This window comes from Pantoea sp. SGAir0215, from assembly GCF_043543215.1.
Window position 1 is genome coordinate 3,853,693 of sequence record NZ_CP028031.1, and the last position, 19,070, is coordinate 3,872,762.

At 54.7% G+C, this 19,070-nt stretch carries 18 protein-coding genes; 4 read left to right on the forward strand and 14 right to left on the reverse strand.

The window, feature by feature from the left end; genetic code table 11:
• Nucleotides 1-56 precede the first annotated feature (56 nt).
• Entirely contained in the window at nt 57-899 is an 843-nt protein-coding gene (gene sseA / locus C1N64_RS17955; RefSeq protein WP_185199099.1) for a 3-mercaptopyruvate sulfurtransferase, read from the forward strand.
• A gap of 35 nt (nt 900-934) precedes the next feature.
• On the opposite strand, the gene sseB is transcribed toward sseA, so the two are convergent.
• The 5 genes from sseB to trmJ form a co-directional block, all read right to left on the reverse strand.
• Nucleotides 935-1,699, reverse strand: coding sequence for an enhanced serine sensitivity protein SseB (gene sseB / locus C1N64_RS17960; protein WP_394515517.1), 765 nt, complete (start codon nt 1,697-1,699; stop codon nt 935-937).
• A 52-nt stretch (nt 1,700-1,751) separates the two neighbouring features.
• Nucleotides 1,752-3,038: an aminopeptidase PepB gene (gene pepB, locus C1N64_RS17965; protein WP_006120635.1), complete on the reverse strand. Its 1,287-nt coding sequence runs from the start codon at nt 3,036-3,038 to the stop codon at nt 1,752-1,754.
• A gap of 123 nt (nt 3,039-3,161) precedes the next feature.
• Nucleotides 3,162-4,322: an IscS subfamily cysteine desulfurase gene (locus tag C1N64_RS17970; protein WP_006120636.1), complete on the reverse strand. Its 1,161-nt coding sequence runs from the start codon at nt 4,320-4,322 to the stop codon at nt 3,162-3,164.
• An 89-nt stretch (nt 4,323-4,411) separates the two neighbouring features.
• Entirely contained in the window at nt 4,412-4,909 is a 498-nt protein-coding gene (gene iscR / locus C1N64_RS17975; RefSeq protein ID WP_375093542.1) for a Fe-S cluster assembly transcriptional regulator IscR, read from the reverse strand.
• Nucleotides 4,910-5,042: 133 nt separating this feature from the next.
• Nucleotides 5,043-5,792, reverse strand: coding sequence for a tRNA (cytosine(32)/uridine(32)-2'-O)-methyltransferase TrmJ (trmJ, locus tag C1N64_RS17980; RefSeq protein WP_006120638.1), 750 nt, complete (start codon nt 5,790-5,792; stop codon nt 5,043-5,045).
• Nucleotides 5,793-5,911: 119 nt separating this feature from the next.
• Here trmJ and suhB point away from each other — a divergent pair, with 119 nt between their 5' ends.
• Nucleotides 5,912-6,715: an inositol-1-monophosphatase gene (gene suhB, locus C1N64_RS17985; protein WP_006120639.1), complete on the forward strand. Its 804-nt coding sequence runs from the start codon at nt 5,912-5,914 to the stop codon at nt 6,713-6,715.
• A gap of 46 nt (nt 6,716-6,761) precedes the next feature.
• On the opposite strand, the gene C1N64_RS17990 is transcribed toward suhB, so the two are convergent.
• The 3 genes from C1N64_RS17990 to C1N64_RS18000 form a co-directional block, all read right to left on the reverse strand.
• A complete protein-coding gene (locus tag C1N64_RS17990) occupies nt 6,762-7,775 on the reverse strand; it encodes a TIGR04086 family membrane protein (RefSeq protein WP_367143767.1) in 1,014 nt (337 codons plus the stop codon).
• Nucleotides 7,776-7,965: 190 nt separating this feature from the next.
• On the reverse strand, nt 7,966-8,946 hold the full coding sequence (locus C1N64_RS17995) for a nickel/cobalt transporter (RefSeq protein ID WP_039340000.1): 981 nt from the start codon (nt 8,944-8,946) through the stop codon (nt 7,966-7,968).
• Nucleotides 8,937-9,563 carry a DUF1007 family protein gene (locus C1N64_RS18000; RefSeq protein ID WP_006120642.1) on the reverse strand — a complete coding sequence of 209 codons (627 nt, stop codon included), beginning with the start codon at nt 9,561-9,563 and terminating at the stop codon, nt 8,937-8,939. The genes C1N64_RS17995 and C1N64_RS18000 overlap by 10 nt, the downstream gene beginning before the upstream one ends.
• Before the next feature lie 155 nt (nt 9,564-9,718).
• Here C1N64_RS18000 and csiE point away from each other — a divergent pair, with 155 nt between their 5' ends.
• The gene (csiE, locus tag C1N64_RS18005) at nt 9,719-10,987 is read left to right on the forward strand and encodes a stationary phase inducible protein CsiE (protein WP_375093545.1); all 1,269 of its coding nucleotides are present in this window, start codon (nt 9,719-9,721) and stop codon (nt 10,985-10,987) included.
• Here csiE and C1N64_RS18010 read toward each other — a convergent pair.
• Complete coding sequence (locus C1N64_RS18010; RefSeq protein WP_110268117.1) at nt 10,969-12,117, reverse strand: 3-phenylpropionate MFS transporter; 1,149 nt, start codon at nt 12,115-12,117, stop codon at nt 10,969-10,971. The two genes, csiE and C1N64_RS18010, sit on opposite strands and share 19 nt — an antisense overlap.
• A 127-nt stretch (nt 12,118-12,244) precedes the next feature.
• Complete coding sequence (gene glyA / locus C1N64_RS18015) at nt 12,245-13,498, reverse strand: serine hydroxymethyltransferase (RefSeq protein ID WP_033740908.1); 1,254 nt, start codon at nt 13,496-13,498, stop codon at nt 12,245-12,247.
• Between the two features lie 324 nt (nt 13,499-13,822).
• Here glyA and hmpA point away from each other — a divergent pair, with 324 nt between their 5' ends.
• A complete protein-coding gene (hmpA, locus tag C1N64_RS18020) occupies nt 13,823-15,007 on the forward strand; it encodes an NO-inducible flavohemoprotein (RefSeq protein WP_375093548.1) in 1,185 nt (394 codons plus the stop codon).
• A 44-nt stretch (nt 15,008-15,051) separates the two neighbouring features.
• Here the strand turns inward: hmpA and glnB are convergent, their stop codons facing one another.
• From glnB to C1N64_RS18040, 4 genes are all read right to left on the reverse strand, one after another.
• Nucleotides 15,052-15,390 (reverse strand): nitrogen regulatory protein P-II, encoded by a 339-nt coding sequence (glnB, locus tag C1N64_RS18025; protein WP_003848647.1) that lies wholly within the window; start codon nt 15,388-15,390, stop codon nt 15,052-15,054.
• 90 nt (nt 15,391-15,480) lie between these two features.
• Nucleotides 15,481-16,815: a two-component system response regulator GlrR gene (glrR, locus tag C1N64_RS18030; RefSeq protein WP_006120648.1), complete on the reverse strand. Its 1,335-nt coding sequence runs from the start codon at nt 16,813-16,815 to the stop codon at nt 15,481-15,483.
• A complete protein-coding gene (qseG, locus tag C1N64_RS18035; protein ID WP_033740913.1) occupies nt 16,815-17,486 on the reverse strand; it encodes a two-component system QseEF-associated lipoprotein QseG in 672 nt (223 codons plus the stop codon). The genes glrR and qseG overlap by 1 nt, the downstream gene beginning before the upstream one ends.
• 3 nt (nt 17,487-17,489) lie before the next feature.
• Nucleotides 17,490-18,917: a sensor histidine kinase gene (locus C1N64_RS18040; protein WP_185199095.1), complete on the reverse strand. Its 1,428-nt coding sequence runs from the start codon at nt 18,915-18,917 to the stop codon at nt 17,490-17,492.
• Between the last annotated feature and the right edge of the window lie 153 nt (nt 18,918-19,070).

Sequence of the window (19,070 nt, forward strand, 5' to 3'; positions counted from 1 at the left end):
AGATGGTGGGCACATTGCCCGACACTGGCATCACAGATTGCAAAGAAGAGGTTGTTATGACGACGCCACTGTTTGTGTCCGCCGACTGGTTACAAGAACATTTTAATGACGGCACGCTCCAGGTTCTGGATGCGCGTATGCTGCCGCCGGGCATGGAAGCCACGCGCGATATTCAAAAAGAATATCTGGCGGAGCATTTGCCTGGTGCACCTTTTTTCAATATTGAAACGCTTTCCGATCACACCAGCCCTTATCCCCACATGTTACCCCGGGCCGAAAGCTTCGCGGTGGCGATGCGCGAACTGGGCATCAACAGTGATAAGCATTTGATTGTTTATGATGAAGGCAATCTGTTTTCTGCGCCCCGCGCGTGGTGGATGCTGCGCGCCTTTGGCGTGGCACAGGTCTCCATTCTGGCTGGCGGTCTGCAGGGCTGGAAAACGGCGGGTTATGCGCTGGCTGAGGGCGAGGTCAGTCTGCCGGAAGGTGAGTTTGATGCACAGTTCGATGAAGGCCTGGTGAAACGCCTGACGGATGTCTTGCTGATTAGCCATGAAGGCGGCGCGCAAATTGTCGATGCGCGCGCGGCGAACCGTTTTAATGCTGAGGTCGATGAACCCCGTCCGGGATTGCACCGTGGGCACATTCCCAACAGCCTTAATCTGCCCTGGAATAGCCTGGTCGAGCAGGGCGCACTCAAGCCGGAAGCCGAACTGCGTTCACGCTTTGCGGAAGCCGGTGTGGATATCAGCAAACCCATCGTAGCCAGCTGTGGCTCTGGCGTGACTGCGGTGGTGTTGATTCTGGCGCTGACGGCTCTGGGTGCAAGGGAAGTGACGCTGTATGACGGATCCTGGTCCGAATGGGGCAGCCGGGATGATTTGCCGATTGCGAAGTAACGGTAAACGCGCGGCCGAACAGGCCGCGCAGTGTGTCAGATGATCCGCTGACCACCTTTGAACTCACGCAGGAAACTGCCCCAGCGGCGTTCATAAAAGGGCGTAATGTGCGCGGTAAAGAAGTGACTGATTCCGCGGTCCTCTGCCGTAATCTCACACACATCAATGGGTGCATCATCCAGTAATGTATCGGTGGCTACGCTGCCGGCCGCCTGAATAATTGCCTCAATATCGCTGTCCGCTTCAATACCAATCAACAGATTAGGCACATCATCCGCCTGTTCACGAATGCTGGCAATGAAAGCGCGTTTAACCTGCTTGTATTTGCTGAACAACTGCGTCAGCGAGTCGATCATCTGCGCGGGCGGTTCCGCGATTTCTGACAGCAGCAGTGACTGACCGCCTTTCAGCACCGTTTGCTGCATCAGGGCACTGCCCTCTTCCCCCAGCAGATGACTGATTTCCGCCGCAGAAAACTCTTTGCCCGTGGGCAACTTTGGATTAAGAAACAGCGTTTCGCCACGGGTCATTTCAAACAGCGTACGTACCGGCAGCCGCACATAAGGCTGCTCATCGTTAATCGCCTCGCTCATCGCCTGTTCGGAGGTAAAAAACGGGATCACACTGCTGCCATCTTCTTTTTCCCAGTGCTGCAGGTCGACAGGCGTGCTGGCATCCAACTGCTGCTGGGTGCTTTCCCCCGGCACCCATGCATCCGCCTCCAGCAGTAGCTGAAAAAACTCAGGACGATGGGCAGGCTCCGTGGCGGCCAGCTTCAGCACCTCTTCAAGACGGTTCATCATTCACTTCTACCTTCAAAAAGCGGTGACCAGGTCACCGCGGAGATTGCATTTATTTGAGTAACAGGTTGGCGATAGTGCGCACGCCCAGGCCGGTTGCGCCTGCCGACCATTGATCGACCGCGCTCTTACGGTACGTCGCTGAGCAGTCGATATGTAACCAGCCTTGCTGATAGTGGCTGACGAAATAGGACAGGAACGCCGCCGCGCTGCTGGCACCGGCAGAATGTGCCGGGCTGGCGATGTTATTCAGATCGGCAAAGTTTGACGGCAGATGACTGCGATGGAACTCTGCCAGCGGCAAACGCCAGAACGGTTCGTTTTCACTGACCGCACTGCCCATCACCGACTGCGCCAGCACATCGTCGAAGGTAAACAAGGCGTGATAATCATTGCCCACCGCCGTTTTCGCGGCACCGGTCAGCGTTGCCGCATCGATCAGCAGCGTCGGATTCTGCTCGCTGGCATCGATCAGACCATCTGCCAGGACCAGACGACCTTCCGCATCGGTGTTCATCACTTCTACCGACTTGCCATTGCGATAACGAATGATGTCACCCAGCTTAAAGGCGTTGCTGCTGACCATGTTATCCGCGCAGCACAGGTAAAGTTTGACGCGCTTTTTCAGTCCGCGCGCGATGGCCATGGCCAGTGCACCGGTCACCGTCGCGGCACCGCCCATATCTGACTTCATGGAGTCCATGGTGGCACTGGTTTTGAGGCTGTAGCCACCGGTATCGAAGGTAATCCCTTTACCGACCAGGCAGGCGTAAACCGGCGCTTCGCTGTCGCCGGTGGGGTTAAAATCCAGTGCCAGGAAAACCGGCGGACGGTTTGAGCCCCGTCCTACCGTGTGCAGGCCCATATAGCCTTGCTCACGTAAATCATCGCCTTTGGTTATGCGATAGCTGACCGCTTCGCCACCTAACTCGCTCAGTAAATCTACGGCACTGTGTGCCAGCGTCTCTGGCCCTAAATCATCTGCAGGCAGGTTAATCGTATCGCGCACCCAGCCTACGATCTTACGGCGGCGATCAAATTCCGCCTGTTCATGTTCACCCAACTGCGGCCAGTCAACGCTGTTTTTGGCTTTCGGGCTGCGATAGCCCTGCCAGAAGGCCCAGCACTGCTCCAGATGCCAGCCTTCGCCCGTCAGGGCAACATGACGAATGCCCTGCCCATCCAGCTTACGCGCGGCACGCTGGATGCTCATCAACGCATCGGCTTCACGCAGGTGCACGGTCATACCGTTTTCATTGCTGCTTAACAGTGCTTTGTCACCCCAGCGCGCATCGGCGGGCTGGTTGCTGAGCGTGATATTCATCGGTTGTGTACTCATTGTAGGGCTCCGTATTCGTTATTCGTTTCATCCAGCCTGTTTTAGCGACGGCTTTTCATACAGATGTTACGCCGCACACCGCAGGCGTTGCCGGTGCGCAGTGGTCAGCCTCTTCAGGCCTGATTATGACTTCATGAGTTCACGCAGGCGCGTCACGGACTTCTGCACCAGCGCAATGGCATAATCGATCTCTTCTTCAGTGGTGAACCGCCCCAGTGAGAAGCGAAGTGAACTGTGGGCCAGTTCTTCGTTCAGACCGAGTGCGCGCAGAACATAGGAAGGTTCCAGACTGGCGGAAGTACAGGCCGATCCGGACGACAGCGCAAGATCTTTCAGCGCCATGATCAACGACTCACCTTCAACATCAGCAAAACTGACGTTAAGTATGTTGGCGCAGCTGTGTTGCAAATCACCATTCACCGTTACGCCGCCTGTCTCACGGATGCCGTGCCACAGTTTGTCACGCAACAGCGACAAGCGGGCCATCTCTTCTTCACGCACCGTTTTGGCAATGCGGTAAGCCTCACCCATGCCGACAATCTGGTGCACCGGTAAGGTGCCCGATCGCATATTGCGCTCGTGACCGCCGCCGTGGATCTGCGCATCAATCTGGATACGCGGCTTACGACGGACATAGAGCGCGCCAATGCCTTTAGGACCATAAACTTTATGACCGGAAAACGACATCAGATCAACAGGCAGTTCAGCGAGATCGATAGCCAGTTTCCCGACGCTTTGCGTCGCATCGACGTGGAACAGGATGCCCCGCTCCCGGCACAGGGCGCCCAGCGCAGCGATATCCTGAATCACACCGATTTCGTTATTCACGTGCATGATGGAAACCAGCACCGTGTCGTCACGTAGCGCGGCGCGCAGGTCGTCAGGCGCGATCAGGCCATTCGCTGCTGGCGTCAGCCAGGTGATCTCAAAGCCTTCACGTTCAAGTTGCAGGCAGGTATCAATGACCGCTTTATGTTCGGTTACGCTGGTGACGATGTGTTTACCACGCGACTGGTGGAAATGGGCTGCGCCTTTAATGGCGAGATTGTCGGATTCGGTGGCCCCGGAGGTGAAGACGATTTCACGTGGGTCAGCATTGACCAGCTCCGCGACCTGATTGCGCGCAACGTCCACCGCCTCTTCTGCCTGCCAGCCGAAACGGTGCGAACGGGAGGCCGGGTTACCAAACGTGCCATCCAGCGTCAGGAATTGCATCATTTTGCTGGCCACACGCGGATCGGCCGGCGTCGTGGCGGCATAATCCAGGTAAATCGGTAATTTCATTGCGCTACAGCTCCGTATAAAAAATCATACGTATTTATAGCAGATTCAGCCCCTGCCGCGTTAGCAGTAAGGGCCGGAGAAGCAGAGGATTAGGAGGCGCGGAGGTTAACGTTGATTTCCTGTGCGCGGGCGTGCTGGAAACGACGATTGTCGTTAGCATTCTGGCGGTCGGCCACATCCAGGATTTCCTGATTATTCACCAGCTCAGCCAGCGTAATGTTGTTCAGGAATTCGCTAATACGGACGCTCAGGTCACGCCACAACACATGGGTCAGACAGCGCTCGCCACCCTGACAGCCTTCTTTGCCCTGGCATTTGGTGGCGTCCACAGATTCATCAACCGCGGAGATCACTTCACCCACCGCAATCGCGCTGGCTTCTTTGCCCAGCAGATAACCGCCACCCGGACCACGAACGCTGGATACCAGATTGTGCTTACGTAACCGCGAGAACAGCTGCTCCAGATAAGAGAGCGATATACCCTGGCGTTCAGAGATGTCAGCCAGTGGAACAGGGCCCTGGTGAGAATGCAGGGCAACGTCCAGCATAGCGGTAACAGCGTAACGTCCTTTGGATGTCAGTCTCATAGCATACAACCTCAATAGCGTCCGGTTATCGGAGGATTAGCGAAGATGACGGCAAGTCTGACATTCCCGAGTAATTTGGTCAACTATTTAACCAAGTAATTTACTCAACTATTTAACCTGGCGTTTTACTCAACTATTCAGGGCCGTTTTGTTTCGGTCCTTTACGCTTCTCGAACGAGGCGAGCATCCCGCGCAGAATATTGAGTTCGTCGCGCTCAGGACGGGCACGCGTATACAGACGACGCAGCTTGCTCATTACCTGGCCGGGATTGGCTTCACGGATAAATCCGCTTTCCAGCATCATCTGTTCCATGTGCTGGTAGAAACGCTCCAGGTCGTCAACCAGCGGATAAGGTGATTCCTCGTACTGCGGTTTGGGACTGGCGTTGTCCTGCGCCTGCAGCCAGGCCATGCGGACTTCATAGGCAATGATCTGCACCGCCATCGCCAGGTTAAGCGAGCTGTATTCCGGGTTCGCCTGGATGGCCACATGATAATGGCACTTTTGCAATTCATCGTTAGTCAGCCCGACACGCTCACGACCAAACACCAGGGCGACGGGGGCCTGCCGGGCCTCTTCAATACTTTTCAGGCCACATTCACGTGAATCCAGCATCGGCCACGGCAGCGAGCGGGAACGTGCACTGGTGCCGACCACCAGACTGCATCCGGCAATCGCGTCATCCAGTGAGTCGACAATTTTCGCCTCGCCAATCACGTCACTGGCCCCGGCAGCCAGCGAGATAGCCTGTGAATCCGGCTTCACTAACGGATTGACCAAATAGAGGTTAGTTAAGCCCATAGTTTTCATCGCGCGCGCGACGGAGCCCATGTTGCCGGTGTGAGAAGTTTCTACCAGTACGATACGAATATTTTGCAACATAATTGGGATCGGTCAGAAAATGATGACGCGTACTCTAACATAAAGCAGGACATTTACCGAACACCCTGCTATACTCCGCGCCGTTTTCCCCGTTCTTTAACATCCAGCGAGAGATACCGATGCATCCAATGCTCAACATTGCCGTGCGCGCAGCGCGCAAGGCCGGAAATTTAATTGCCAAGAATTATGAAACCCCGGACGCCGTCGAAGCCAGCCAGAAAGGCAGTAACGACTTCGTAACCAATGTTGACCGCGACGCAGAACGCCTGATTATCGAAGTGATTCGTAAATCCTACCCGAAGCACACCATTATTACTGAAGAGAGTGGTGAACTTGAAGGTGAAGATCAGGACATTCAATGGGTAATCGATCCGCTGGATGGCACGACCAACTTTATCAAACGCCTGCCCCACTTCTCTGTTTCTATCGCCGTACGCATTAAAGGCCGTACTGAAGTGGCGGTGGTATATGATCCTATGCGTAATGAACTGTTCAGTGCCGTACGTGGCCAGGGCGCGCAGCTTAACGGCTACCGTCTGCGCGGCAGCATCGCTCGCGATCTGGATGGCACCATTCTGGCGACCGGTTTCCCGTTCAAGCTAAAACAGCACGCGCCGGCTTACATGAACATCATGACCAAACTGTTCACACAGTGTGCGGACTTCCGTCGTACCGGCTCTGCCGCACTGGACCTGGCCTATGTTGCCGCAGGTCGTGTGGATGGCTATTTTGAAATCGGTCTGAAACCGTGGGATTTTGCCGCGGGTGAACTGCTGGTGCGTGAAGCGGGCGGACTGGTTACTGACTTCACCGGCAATCATGGTTACCTGCATTCAGGTAACATTGTGGCCGGTAATCCTCGTGTGGTTAAAGCGCTGCTGTCGTCCATGCGCGATGAACTGAGCGAAGCGCTGAAGCGCTAAAGAAAAAGGCGGCACATTCTGTGCCGCCTTTTTTAACGTCTTTCGGTTAGCGACGTTCGTTCGCCAACACCTGACGTGGCTGAGTACGACGTCCCACCATGCCCATCACGCCTGCCAGGACTGCTTCAATAATCAGGATAAAGAAGGCGTACCAGCTGGCTTTCGCTGTCGCTTTAGCCGCCTGCTCACCGGCTTCACGGGCTTTCTGCTCAGCCTGCTGTTTCAGCTCCTGATATTTCTGCATAGCCTGCTGATAGCTCTGCTCTGCCTGATTAACGATCTGCTCTGCTTCCTGATCGCTTTTGCCGGTGCGCGCTTTAATAATATTTTTCAACGCCTCACGATCGGCTGCCTGTAATGTATCAGCATGACGATCAATAACGCCTTTAAACCAGTTAGCTAAATCCGTGTCTGCGGTTTGCGGATGATTAGCGGTGTTATTTGCCTGGTTCTCTGCATTCTGCGCTTCATTATTCGCATCCTGCTTCAGTTTTTCAGGTTGTAATTCAGGCTTGCCTGTTTGACGCAGCGTCGTTTCCAGCTCACGCTGCATGTCATTTAAATTAATATTGTTTTCCTGCAGCTTGTCTTTTGCCATTTGGGTAACAGATGGCGCAGCGGCTGAAATACCCTGACCGACAGCCTGGAAGCCCGTGCCCAGAATGTTCATCGCACCGCCTAATACGCTACTGGCAAGACTGACGGCTAAATAAATCGTTATCACCGTGCTGATGCCAAACATCAGTAACCCATGCAGCGCGCCTTCGCGCTGTGCCAGACGTCCGGCAACATAGGCGCCCGCGACGATGGCGAGAAGCATTTCAATCGCCGTCCACACCAGCGCACCGGTGCCCAGATGTTTAAACGGATTGCCTTCCTGCAGGGGATCAATAGTCGTCGCGCCGATAGCTGTTCCCAGCAGAGTTAATAATATGTGAATTATCAGTGCGCAAATAACACCGGCAAAAACGGCACTCCATGAAATACGTTTTAGGGGCAAACCCGCTGTTCCAGTTACCAGCGGATCGGTGTTGCCATTATTAATACGGGTATCAGCCATGAGATATTTTCCTCGCAAAGCACGGAATCGTTCCGTTTTTATTCATCCCATTATTGGGAGGTGATTTAACTATTAACAGCGTAGACAGTGAAAACAAATTTCACCACTAAACAGTCAGCAGAAAAATAAAAAATAGTGAGGAATATATTGCAGAATGAGCAGCGAAAAACGCTTTTCGCTGCTATAGAAATCAGAAAGGCCGGATGCCGCCCGCCAACCCCGGCTGAGCAGATTGCCATAACGCACAGCCCGCAACGATTAACATGACGCTTCCCAGCAAAGCCAACAGAGGCAACAGACTGCGTGCGCGATCGCTTATGTGGCTGTTTGCACTCAGCCGTTGCGCCAGCGAACGCGATCGCTGCACCAGCAGACCAATCGCCGAAATGGTCAGGGCCGTTCCCATCGCCATCACCGCCGCCGAGAGGACGCCCCAGAGGTAAACGCCAATCACCTTAGCAAACAGCAGCATCATGATGGCTCCTGAACAGGGCCGCAGCCCCATCGACAGCACCACCAGTAACTGGGTTTTCACGTTAACGGCACCGGCTACCTGCTGTGCACTGGGCAGATGAGCATGACCGCAGCCGCACTGATCATCATGATGATGGTGTGGATGCAGAGCACGAATGTTCATCGCCGGTTTCGGTCGGAACAGTCGCCACAGAGAGTTGACCGCCCGATAACCTGTCCAGATTCCCAGGGCAATCACCAGAAGATAACTGCCCTTCTCCAGCCAGAAACTGCTCAGATGCAACTGGCGTGATGAGGTGTGCAATACCACCAGCATCAGGGTTACCAGAACAATCGCGACCGAACCCTGTAACAGCGATGCCAGCAGCGTCAGCTTCATGCTGGTTTTCAGTTTTGCCGGATGAGTGGCCAGGAAAGTGGTGATAACAACCTTACCGTGCCCAGGTCCTAACGCATGCAGGATGCCGTACACCAGACTAAACGCCAGTAATGACAGGCCAGCCCGGTGCGGATGTTCGGCAACCTGTTGCAGGAGCTGCGTCATCTCGCGGTTGAGGATTTTTTGCCAGAGCACACTTTGCAGCAGAATTTGCGGCCAGTACAGCCAGATCGCGCTGACCGCCGTCACCAGCCCGACCATGAATACTGCCAGTGGCCACAGCCGTTTTTTGGGCCGCGCTATGGTCGTCAGTGACATGTCAGAATCACCGTTTGCGCGAACTGCCTGCCCAGATCCATCTCTTCGGGTGGCGCATCGGCCTTGTCGAGCGATAAGGCATACTGCTTCAACGAGTCATTCGGCTTTGGCGTATGCAAGGTGAAGGCGCAGCGTGACTGCAACGCTGGCGGCACGGTTAAGGCGTCAGGCTTGTCATAGAACATGTCGACGAAATATGTGGGATCGAAGGTGAGAATCTCAAAGCGCTGACCGGTTAATGTAGGTGGCTCGGCCAGCGGCAACACAAACTCCAGCACCGCTTTGTTGCCACTGCGTGACAGATTGTATTCTTTTGGTAGATTCAAGAACTTCACCCGCTGCTTGTTATGCCAGATTTCAGAAAAATAATGTTGTCCCAGCACATTCGCCATTACGCCGGCTGCCAGTTTTTTCCAGACCACGGTGCCCGGTTTCGCATCGCTCGCGTCGTAAAGAAGATCGGCGGAGGTAATCTCATCCATGGTCCAGATCATTTTCAAGCCCGTAAACCGATCGCCGTCAGCAACCAGTTCCGTTTTCATATCAATAAAGCTGTGAGGATGTGCCAGTGCTGACGAACTTATCAGGGTTAGCAGTGCGAAAAACATGCGTTTCATAATGTTATAAAGTAACGTTCCTGATAAAAAGGTTTCATAAGTAACAAAATTTTGTGACCCGCCTTAAACCTCTGAACAAAAAACCGGGTAAACCCTTCACCGGTCAGGGCAGTTGACTATTCTTAGCTAAAAATAGCCAGCGGGAATATTGATTGATGAGTTCTGCTACATCTTCAGCACCACTCTTCACCGTTTCTCAGCGCCGCTGCAACCTGTTGTTATTGCTGTTTCTGCCCACTCCCGTGCTGACGCTCACGCGGTTAAGCCTGCTTAACGGCGTGGATGCTGCCACCGCCAGGCAAGATATTGCCGCCGTGGGTGATGAGATACAGCGCTATCATCAACTGGAACTTCACCAAATGGTGGATGGCAGCTTGCGCATTCATGGTACAGAGCTGGACAGACGAATTTGTCTTATACATAACCTGCGGCGCAGTTTGCGTCTGTCGCAGACGTTTGTCTGTGAGCATTTTGCGACACCGCTTCGCCAGCGCCTTAAGCAAATGAAAATTGAGAAGGCGCTCTACGATGAAACCAATCTACAGGCACTCATCCAGCACTGCAGCCTGTGCCTTGATCGCCCTTTCAGTACACGCGATCAACTCTTTTTACAAATATTTATGAAATACGGCCTGTGCCAGCGCCAGCCTGCCCTCTTTACTGCACAACAGCAGGCCTGGCTGGCGATGAAGGCGGAGCGCCGCGCGGCCACTGATGTCATTCGTCACTGGAAAAAACGGTGCCATCTCGCACCGGATGCGAGTGAAACCGACTTCTGGACATTACTGTTCAGCCTCATCCACGCGCCGCATCCGGACGGCATCCGTCACGCCAGTGAACAGCGGCTCATGCGCGCCACGCATCAGCTGATCGATGACTTCGAGGCTTCGTCAGGCACCCCTTTTCCTGAACGTGCCGAACTCCAGCAGCAACTGTATACGCACCTGGCGCAGGCGCTGGATCGCACTTACTTTACTATTGGCATTGATGACAGTGTGGCACAAGACGTAACCAGGCTTTATCCGCGCCTGCTGCGAACCACTCAGCAGGCGCTGGTGGCGTTTGAGCAGGAATACGCGATTTGTTTTAAACCGGAAGAAGTCAGTCTGATAACCATTATTTTTGGTGCCTGGCTGATGCAGAGCAGCGCCCTTCAGGAAAAACAGGTGCTGCTCCTGACCGGTGACGATCCGGCGCTGGAACAGGACGTTGAGCAGCAGATCCGGGAAATCACCTTATTACCCGTTAATATCACCTATCAGCATGTGGATGACTTTCAGCGCGACGGCGCGCCGCGCGAAGTTGATTTGATTATCTCGCCTTATGTCACCTCCCTGCCGCTGTTTTCGCCCCCGCTGATCCATGCAGAATTGCCGTTGACCGAATATCATCAGCAACGCATTCGCTATTTGCTGGAGTCCTGACGCGGGCGCAGAAACAGCGCAGGCAGCGCCACCAGCGCCATCACCCAAAACAGCTGTCCATGAAGATGGGTAAACAGCACGCCACAAATCATCGTCATCACGGCGATACCGCCGCCCATCGCCAGCGCCGAATAGAGCGACTGCAACCGAATCACCTCCGCACCCTGCCGTGAAGCAATGAAACGCATGGCTGCAAGGTGGCAGACCGTAAACGTACCGCAGTGGAGAATTTGCGCCACAATCAACACCGGCAGTGCCGTGCTGGCCCCCAGCAGGCTCCAGCGAATTAACGCGCAAACGCCGGACAGCAGCAGTAAATCGCGCGCCTGCCAGCGGTGAAACAGACGGTGACTCAGCGCAAAGATCACAATTTCTGCCACCACGCCAAGCGACCACAGATAACCAATGCACGAGGCGGAATAGCCACTTTCCTGCCACCAGATCGCGCTGAAGCCGTAATAGGCCGCATGCGCTCCCTGCAGCAGGGTGACGCACACCATGAAACGCCAGACCGCGTTTTCCCGTATCAGATCGCGCCAGGCCTGCCAGCCACCGCTGACGTTGCTCTTGCGTTCGCTGCCCTGAGGGTGTGTTTGCGGCGTCAGCAACATGCCCGCCAGCATACTTATGACGCCCGCTGACAGCAGCATTAAAATCGCCTGGGATGAAAAAGCCGTCACCAGCATACCGGTCAACGACGAACTGATGACGAAGGCCAGAGAACCCCAGAGGCGCACCGGCCCGTAGGCCAGACCAATTTGTTGCGTCCAGGTCGCCGCCAGCGCATCACTTAAAGGCACCAGCGGGGAGAAAAACAGATTAAAGCCGGTCATCACTAACAGCAGCCACAACCACTGTTGTCCAGTCCAGTATCCCACGGCAAAAAGACAGGTCAGCAGCGCCAGCAGCCGCAACGCCGTAATCAGTTGAGAAGGATGTTTAACCTGCGAGGCGATGAACAAACTGCCTACAAAACGCGCCACCATGCCGCAGCCAAGCAGCAGGCCAATTTGTTCGGGGTTCAGTCCCACGCCTTTTAGCCAGACGCCCCAGAAAGGCAGGTAAATACCGTAACAAAAAAAGTAGGTGAAATAGCTTAATCCAAGCCATCTGGCGGAGCCGATTGCCATGTTCCCTCCAGCAATAGTGTGACCGGTCGTGTTAAGAGGTCGATACTTTGTCAGAGCCACGTGAGACGGGCAATAAAAAAGGATGGCCGGGGCCATCCTTTTTCCACCGTTGACTCACCTGACGGGATCAGGCGTAAACCGGCAGGCGCGCACAGATATCCAGCACTTTTTGCTTCGTGCGTTCAATCGTGGCTTCGTCGTTCACATCGTCCAGCACGTCAGCAATCCAGCCGGCCAGTTCACGCACGTCCGCTTCTTTAAAGCCACGACGTGTGACCGCTGGGGTACCGATACGTACACCGGAGGTGACAAACGGGCTTTTCGGATCGTTCGGCACGCTGTTTTTGTTCACGGTGATATTGGCACGGCCCAGTGCCGCATCCGCTTCTTTACCGGTCAGGTTTTTGCTCACCAGATCAATCAGGAACAGGTGGTTGTAAGTGCCGCCTGACACGATGTTATAACCGCGTTCCAGTAAGACCTCGACCATCGCTTTCGCGTTTTTTGCCACCTGCTGCTGGTAGGTTTTGAACTCGGGTTCCATCGCTTCTTTGAACGCCACGGCTTTACCCGCAATGACGTGCATCAGCGGGCCGCCCTGGCCGCCAGGGAAAACCGCAGAGTTAAGCTTTTTGTACAGTTCTTCGTCGCCACCTTTCGCCAGAATGATGCCGCCACGCGGACCGGCCAGCGTTTTGTGGGTTGTAGAAGTCACAACGTGCGCGTGCGGTAAAGGGTTCGGGTAAACGTCAGCCGCAATCAGACCAGCAACGTGCGCCATATCCACAAACAACCAGGCACCAACGCTGTCTGCGATTTCGCGCATTTTGGCCCAGTCGCAAATACCCGAGTACGCAGAGAAACCGCCAATGATCATCTTAGGCTGGTGCGTTTTTGCCAGCTCAGCCAGTTCGTTGTAGTCAATTTTACCGGTTTCATCGATACCATAAGGCACGACATTGTAGAGTTTGCCCGACAGGTTAACAGGCGAACCGTGCGTCAGATGACCACCGTGCGCGAGGTTCATACCCAGAATGGTATCGCCTGGCTGCAGCAGGGCGGTAAACACAGCAAAGTTAGCCTGTGAACCTGAGTGCGGCTGTACGTTGGCATAATCTGCACCAAACAGCGCTTTCGCACGATCGATAGCCAGCTGCTCAACAATATCTACATACTCGCAGCCGCCGTAATAACGTTTGCCAGGATAGCCTTCAGCATATTTGTTGGTGAGCTGTGAACCTTGCGCCTGCATTACACGCGGGCTGGTGTAGTTTTCAGAAGCAATCAGTTCAATGTGCTCTTCCTGACGCACTTTCTCTTGCTCCATCGCCTGCCACAACTCGGCATCATAATCGGCAATGTTCATTTCACGCTTTAACATCCGCATCTCCTGACTGGCTATCTTTAAATCGGCAAATTACGCCCCCAAAGGGCGAAGGCAGACAGTGTAAACCCTTTTACCAGGGGACGGTAGGGCCAATCCCCTCTTTTTACGCAAACGTTTGGCTTCGCATTGGCGATGTGTTTTTGGCTCGATTTGCAAGCGGTTTTCCGCTGTTTTTCCCCGCACCCTGTAACGGAAATTTTCCATTTCTCCGTCTGAAAATTTGCCGCTCAGTCTTCCTGTAAACCACAACGCTATTTACAGAACAAAACGCCCGGCTATAAGATGCATTTAAAATGCAACTTTAAGTAAGGTATTGCCATGCTTGATGCCCAGACGATTCACATTGTGAAATCCACCCTTCCCGCGATTGCGGCATGCGGCCCCGATCTGACGGCCCATTTTTACGGTCAGATGCTCTCTCATCATCCAGAGTTAAAGCATGTCTTTAACAGGGCCAACCAGCGCAATGGCGCACAGCGTGAAGCGCTGTTTAATGCGATTTGCGCCTACGGGGTCAATCTGGACAATCTGACGGCGCTACGGCCAGCCGTCGAAAAAATTGCCCAAAAGCACGCCAGCCTGACTATCCAGCCTGAGCAATATAAAATTGTGGGTGAGTATTTACTCGCCTCTATCGACGCCATGCTGAATCCTGGCGAAGCGGTGCTCGCCGCCTGGAGACGCGCCTACACAGTGCTGGCCGATATCTTTATCCAGCGTGAAGAAGCCCTTTATCAGGCATCGGCACACCAGCAAGGCGGCTGGCGCGGCACGAGAGCCTTCTTCATCAGCGCGATTGAGCAACAAAGTGACGTGATCAAAAGCGTTACCCTCGCTCCTGTTGATGGTAAACCCATTGCGTCCTTCAGGCCGGGGCAGTATGTGTCACTGCATCTGCAGCCAGCGGGCTTCCGCTATCAGCAAATTCGTCAGTACTCACTCACCACCGTCAGCGATGCGCAGACCTACCGAATTGCGGTAAAACAGGAAGCCGGGGGAACAGTCTCAGGCTGGCTGCATCAACAGGCCAAAGCAGGCGATGAGATTCAGCTGACGCCTCCACACGGGGATTTTTTTCTCCAGGCAAGTCCGACGACGCCGGTCACATTGATTTCAGCGGGCGTAGGGCAAACGCCGATGCTGGCCATGCTGCATGCGCTGGCTACCCGGCAGCACCCGGCAGCGGTCAACTGGTTACATGCCGCTGAAAACGGCCAGCAGCATGCCTTTGCAGATGAAGTGCGCGCGGCCGGTGACCTGTTGCCTGATTTTGCCCAACATATCTGGTATCGCGAGCCAAATCAGGGTGATGCAGGTCGTTATGATGCGCAAGGCCTTATGGATCTGGCGAGCGTTTCACCACGTCTGCAGGAGGTGAATACCCACTTCTATCTTTGTGGGCCGCTGGGCTTTATGCAGTTCGTCGTTCAGCAGCTGCTGGCGGTCGGCGTGACGGCGGACAGGATTTACTATGAGGTGTTTGGTCCGCATAAGGTGATGTAATAATAAAAAAGCCCGCGACAGGCGGGCTTTCGACAAGGACACGATTAAATCGCTTCCTCGTCTTCTTCACCGGTACGGATACGCACCACGCGAGCGACATCGAAAACAAAGATTTTGCCGTCGCCAATTTTGCCGGTTTGCGCGGTGCGCATGATGGTTTCGACGCAGGTGTCCACGATATCATCGCCTACCACCATTTCAATTTTTACCTTCGGCAGAAAGTCCACCATATACTCTGCCCCACGGTAGAGTTCCGTGTGCCCTTTCTGACGGCCAAAGCCTTTCACTTCGCTTACGGTCATCCCGGTGATGCCGACTTCAGCAAGCGCTTCGCGCACATCATCAAGTTTGAATGGTTTAATTATTGCATCGATCTTTTTCATGTCAGACCCTTTCCTCGCGCCCTCCGTGGTCAGAGGGATTTTTTAAGTATAAATGTCGCTGGCCATGCTGCAGGCTGGTGCGGCAGAAAATTACTCTTTAAAGTCACTGGCGTCCAGTTCGTGACGTGACAGCAGCTTATAGAATTCAGTACGGTTACGTCCAGCCAGACGCGCCGCGTTGGTCACATTTCCTTTGGTCATCTGCAACAGCTTGCGCAGGTAATTGAGTTCAAACTGATTACGCGCCTCGACAAAGGTTGGTAATGCGCTGTTTTCGCCGCTCAGTGCCTGCTCTACCAGCGCATCGCTGATCACCGGCGAGGAACTGAGCGCCACGCACTGTTCAATCACATTCACTAACTGACGCACGTTACCGGGCCAGCTGGCAGAGATCAGGCGCTTCATCGCATCCACCGAAAAACTGCGCACCTGCGGTTTGTGACGGTCCGCGGCCTGGCGCAGCAGATGATTAGCCAGCAGCGGAATATCCTCGGTACGTTGATGCAGCGCCGGTATTTTCAGGTTAACGACGTTCAGGCGATAAAAGAGATCTTCACGGAATTCGTTTTTCTCCATCGCTTTCGGCAAATCCCGGTGCGTGGCGGAGATAATCCGCACATTGATATCAATATCGTTGTTGCTGCCAAGCGGCCGGACTTTACGCTCCTGTATGACCCGCAGCAGTTTCACCTGCAGCGCGGGCGGCATATCGCCAATTTCGTCCAGAAACAGCGTCCCGCCTTCGGCCGCTTTAAACAGGCCGTCGCGCGCGCTGACCGCACCGGTAAAGGCACCTTTCGCGTGACCAAATAACTCCGATTCCAGCAACTGCTCGGGCAAGGCACCACAGTTGATCGCGATGAACGGCTTGTCGGCGCGCGGACTGGCCGCATGGATAGCCTGCGCCAGCACCTCTTTACCCGTCCCGCTTTGCCCGTTGATCAGCACGCTGACATCCGACTGAGCAACCATGTGCGCCTGTTCAAGTAAGCGCAGCATCTGAGGATTGCGTGTTACGATGGCTTCCCGCCAGCGGTCGTCGCTGACCGGGACGCGCTGCGCGAGCGCTTCATCGATTGCCTTATAAAGCGCATCGCGATCGACCGGTTTGGTTAAAAAGCTAAATACGCCCTGCTGGGTTGCCGCGACGGCCTCTGGAATCGAACCGTGTGCGGTTAAAATGATGACCGGCAAGCCCATATGGCGTTTCTGGATTTCGCCAAAAAGCGCCAGGCCGTCCATCTCATCCATGCGCAAATCGCTTATCACCAGATCGATTTTCTCTTTCTGCAACAGCCGAAGCGCGTCAGGCCCACTGGCTGCGGTGGTCACCTGATAGCCTTCGCTGCTCAGCCGCATCCCTAACAGTTTCAGCAGGCTGGGATCATCATCCACCAGCAGCAGATGTGCCGCATGTTTTATCATTACTGCTCTTCCTCTTGTGGCAACGCCGTTCCATGACTGCCTTCTGGCATCTCTGAGGTTTTGCGCGACGAAAGCTGGCGTTCGATATCGGTTAACCGCTCCAGCTTGCTTTGCGTATCGCTTAACTGCTGCCGTAATTTTATCTGCTGCTGACGCAGCGCATCCGTCTGCGCATCGCTGCTCTGCTGCAGATGGACGTACCGCGAACGTAGCGCACTTAAATCCAGCTGTGCCGCCTGGTTACTGCGCCAGAGCTGGATGAGTGCCCGCAGGTTTTGCGGGAACTGCTCACTGTAGCTGTCCAGCTCGGTGATATAGTCGCGCCGTTCCAGTGGCGTTACGTTGCCATTTGCCATGAGTACGCCCTGTTTAAAGGCTCGCGACCAGCTGTCTACTGGCCAGCGGTGCGCCTCGGCGCGGGCTTCCGCGGGCGAAAGTCGTTCGGCGCAGTCAATACTGCGCATCCAGTAAAGGGGATTGGCAAGCGCGGCAGTGTTTTCAATATGCCAGATATCGCTACAGCGGGTTGTCAGATAATCCACCAGGCGCGTTTCAGGCACCGCGACAGAGTTTGGTGCGGGCTGGGATGCCGAGGTCGCCGGTGAGGAGGCACAGCCGCTGAGCATCAGGGTGCTCAGTGCGCTTATAAGAATCGCGGCAAAAAATTTCATACTTCAGACTTTCCCGGCGGTGGTATTCAGTTCAATGCGAAAACAAACATCCGCGTCATCGCGGCTGACCAGTTGCAGGTTGCCGTGCATGCGGCGCAGACAATCCTTTGCGATACTTAACCCCAGCCCACTGCCTTTAACCGGCCCTTTGCGCTGATGGCTACCCTGAAAAAAGGGCTCAAAAATCATTGCCTGCTCATGCTCGGGAATGGGCGTACCGCTGTTAGCGACCTCAATGATGACTGTATCGCCCTGCTGCTGGCTACGAAGCCAGATGTTACCGGATTCATTGCCATAGTTCACGGCGTTAGAGTAGAGGTTATCAATTACGCTCATTAATAGCATAGGCTCAGCCAGGCAATCTGTGGCCTTCAGATCGATCTCAACATGCATCTGTTTGTTACGCGCCGAAAGGGCGTGGGCATTTACAACGTCATGCACGATATCGTCCAGTTTGACCGCCTCAAGCGTGATTGGCCCATCAGCGAGCCTGCGGTTGTAGTCGAGCAATTGTTCAATCAGGTGCTGCAAATGACGGCTGCTGGTATCGAGTATGGAGACGATTTCTTTCTGCTCCGGATTTAGCACGCCCGCGACTTCATCCGCCAGAAGCGCCGTACCTTCACGCAAACTGGCCAGCGGGGTTTTCAGTTCGTGTGAAAGGTGGCGTAAAAATTCGTGTCGCTGAGATTCAAGCCAGTGCAGCCGCTCGCTCAGCCAGACAATACGTTGCCCCAGCGAACGCAATTCCCGTGGCCCCCGAAACACCATGCTGCTGCCCAGTTCCCGCCCTTCGCCAAGGCGGTTAATCATCCGTTCGACACTTTTGACCGGACCGATGATCATGCGGGTAAACAGCAGCGTGAGTGTCAGGCTGATAATGAACAGAATCAGCGCCTGCCAGCCAAAGAACTGACCGCGATCGGCGATTTCGCGCTGAAGCTGTAAGCCGCGGGCGAATACCACCTCCCGCGTGTCGTGCACCAGTTGTGCGTTGGTTGCGGAAAAACGGTCAAGCGCCTGCGCAGCACTGCCCATCGGATTACCGTTCTGGCACTGCAGGGTTTCCAACAGCGGCAGCGTGTCCCGTAGCGTCTTAAAAGCCGGTAAATCGGGCAGATTATCAGCATGGGAGCTGAGCATCTGGCTGTAACGAATCCGCTGCGTCTGATACAGCTTCGCCAGCGAGGCATCACCCAGTACGCAATACTGACGATAGCTGCGCTCCAGCTCAATGGCGGTTCGTGCCATGGCTTCGCTGCGCCGGACATCGGTAAAGGTGTTGCGGTTAGTGTCCGCCGCCTGATTGCTGAGTGCGGAGAGGCTTTCCCATGCCTGCCAGGCCAGTACCAGTAAGGGCAGGAGCACCAGCAAAAAGGCCATCAGCACCAGCTGACGCAGAGATTGGGGGAAAAAACGCCATTTTTTCACGCGACGGCTTCCATAAAGATACGCTTACCGGATGCTAGCGGAGTCGGCCCGGAGAAGGAAGAGGCAGAAAAGAAAACGGCAGACCATCTGGCCTGCCGCAGACGCGCCGCCTTAGCCGCGCGTGAGAATGGGTGGAGCCTAACTCAACGTTAC

What these genes read in the sequence shown, in the direction of transcription:
- trmJ (WP_006120638.1), bottom strand. Translation starts at nt 5,792, where the DNA reads ATGTTGCAAAATATTCGTATCGTACTGGTAGAAACTTCTCACACCGGC.
- C1N64_RS17995 (WP_039340000.1), bottom strand. Translation starts at nt 8,946, where the DNA reads ATGTCACTGACGACCATAGCGCGGCCCAAAAAACGGCTGTGGCCACTG.
- C1N64_RS18010 (WP_110268117.1), bottom strand. Translation starts at nt 12,117, where the DNA reads ATGGCAATCGGCTCCGCCAGATGGCTTGGATTAAGCTATTTCACCTAC.
- pepB (WP_006120635.1), bottom strand. Translation starts at nt 3,038, where the DNA reads ATGAGTACACAACCGATGAATATCACGCTCAGCAACCAGCCCGCCGAT.
- C1N64_RS17990 (WP_367143767.1), bottom strand. Translation starts at nt 7,775, where the DNA reads ATGGCTGATACCCGTATTAATAATGGCAACACCGATCCGCTGGTAACT.
- glrR (WP_006120648.1), bottom strand. Translation starts at nt 16,815, where the DNA reads ATGATAAAACATGCGGCACATCTGCTGCTGGTGGATGATGATCCCAGC.
- qseG (WP_033740913.1), bottom strand. Translation starts at nt 17,486, where the DNA reads ATGAAATTTTTTGCCGCGATTCTTATAAGCGCACTGAGCACCCTGATG.
- suhB (WP_006120639.1), top strand. Translation starts at nt 5,912, where the DNA reads ATGCATCCAATGCTCAACATTGCCGTGCGCGCAGCGCGCAAGGCCGGA.
- csiE (WP_375093545.1), top strand. Translation starts at nt 9,719, where the DNA reads ATGAGTTCTGCTACATCTTCAGCACCACTCTTCACCGTTTCTCAGCGC.
- hmpA (WP_375093548.1), top strand. Translation starts at nt 13,823, where the DNA reads ATGCTTGATGCCCAGACGATTCACATTGTGAAATCCACCCTTCCCGCG.
- sseA (WP_185199099.1), top strand. Translation starts at nt 57, where the DNA reads ATGACGACGCCACTGTTTGTGTCCGCCGACTGGTTACAAGAACATTTT.
- glyA (WP_033740908.1), bottom strand. Translation starts at nt 13,498, where the DNA reads ATGTTAAAGCGTGAAATGAACATTGCCGATTATGATGCCGAGTTGTGG.
- C1N64_RS18000 (WP_006120642.1), bottom strand. Translation starts at nt 9,563, where the DNA reads ATGAAACGCATGTTTTTCGCACTGCTAACCCTGATAAGTTCGTCAGCA.
- C1N64_RS17970 (WP_006120636.1), bottom strand. Translation starts at nt 4,322, where the DNA reads ATGAAATTACCGATTTACCTGGATTATGCCGCCACGACGCCGGCCGAT.
- sseB (WP_394515517.1), bottom strand. Translation starts at nt 1,699, where the DNA reads ATGAACCGTCTTGAAGAGGTGCTGAAGCTGGCCGCCACGGAGCCTGCC.
- iscR (WP_375093542.1), bottom strand. Translation starts at nt 4,909, where the DNA reads ATGAGACTGACATCCAAAGGACGTTACGCTGTTACCGCTATGCTGGAC.
- glnB (WP_003848647.1), bottom strand. Translation starts at nt 15,390, where the DNA reads ATGAAAAAGATCGATGCAATAATTAAACCATTCAAACTTGATGATGTG.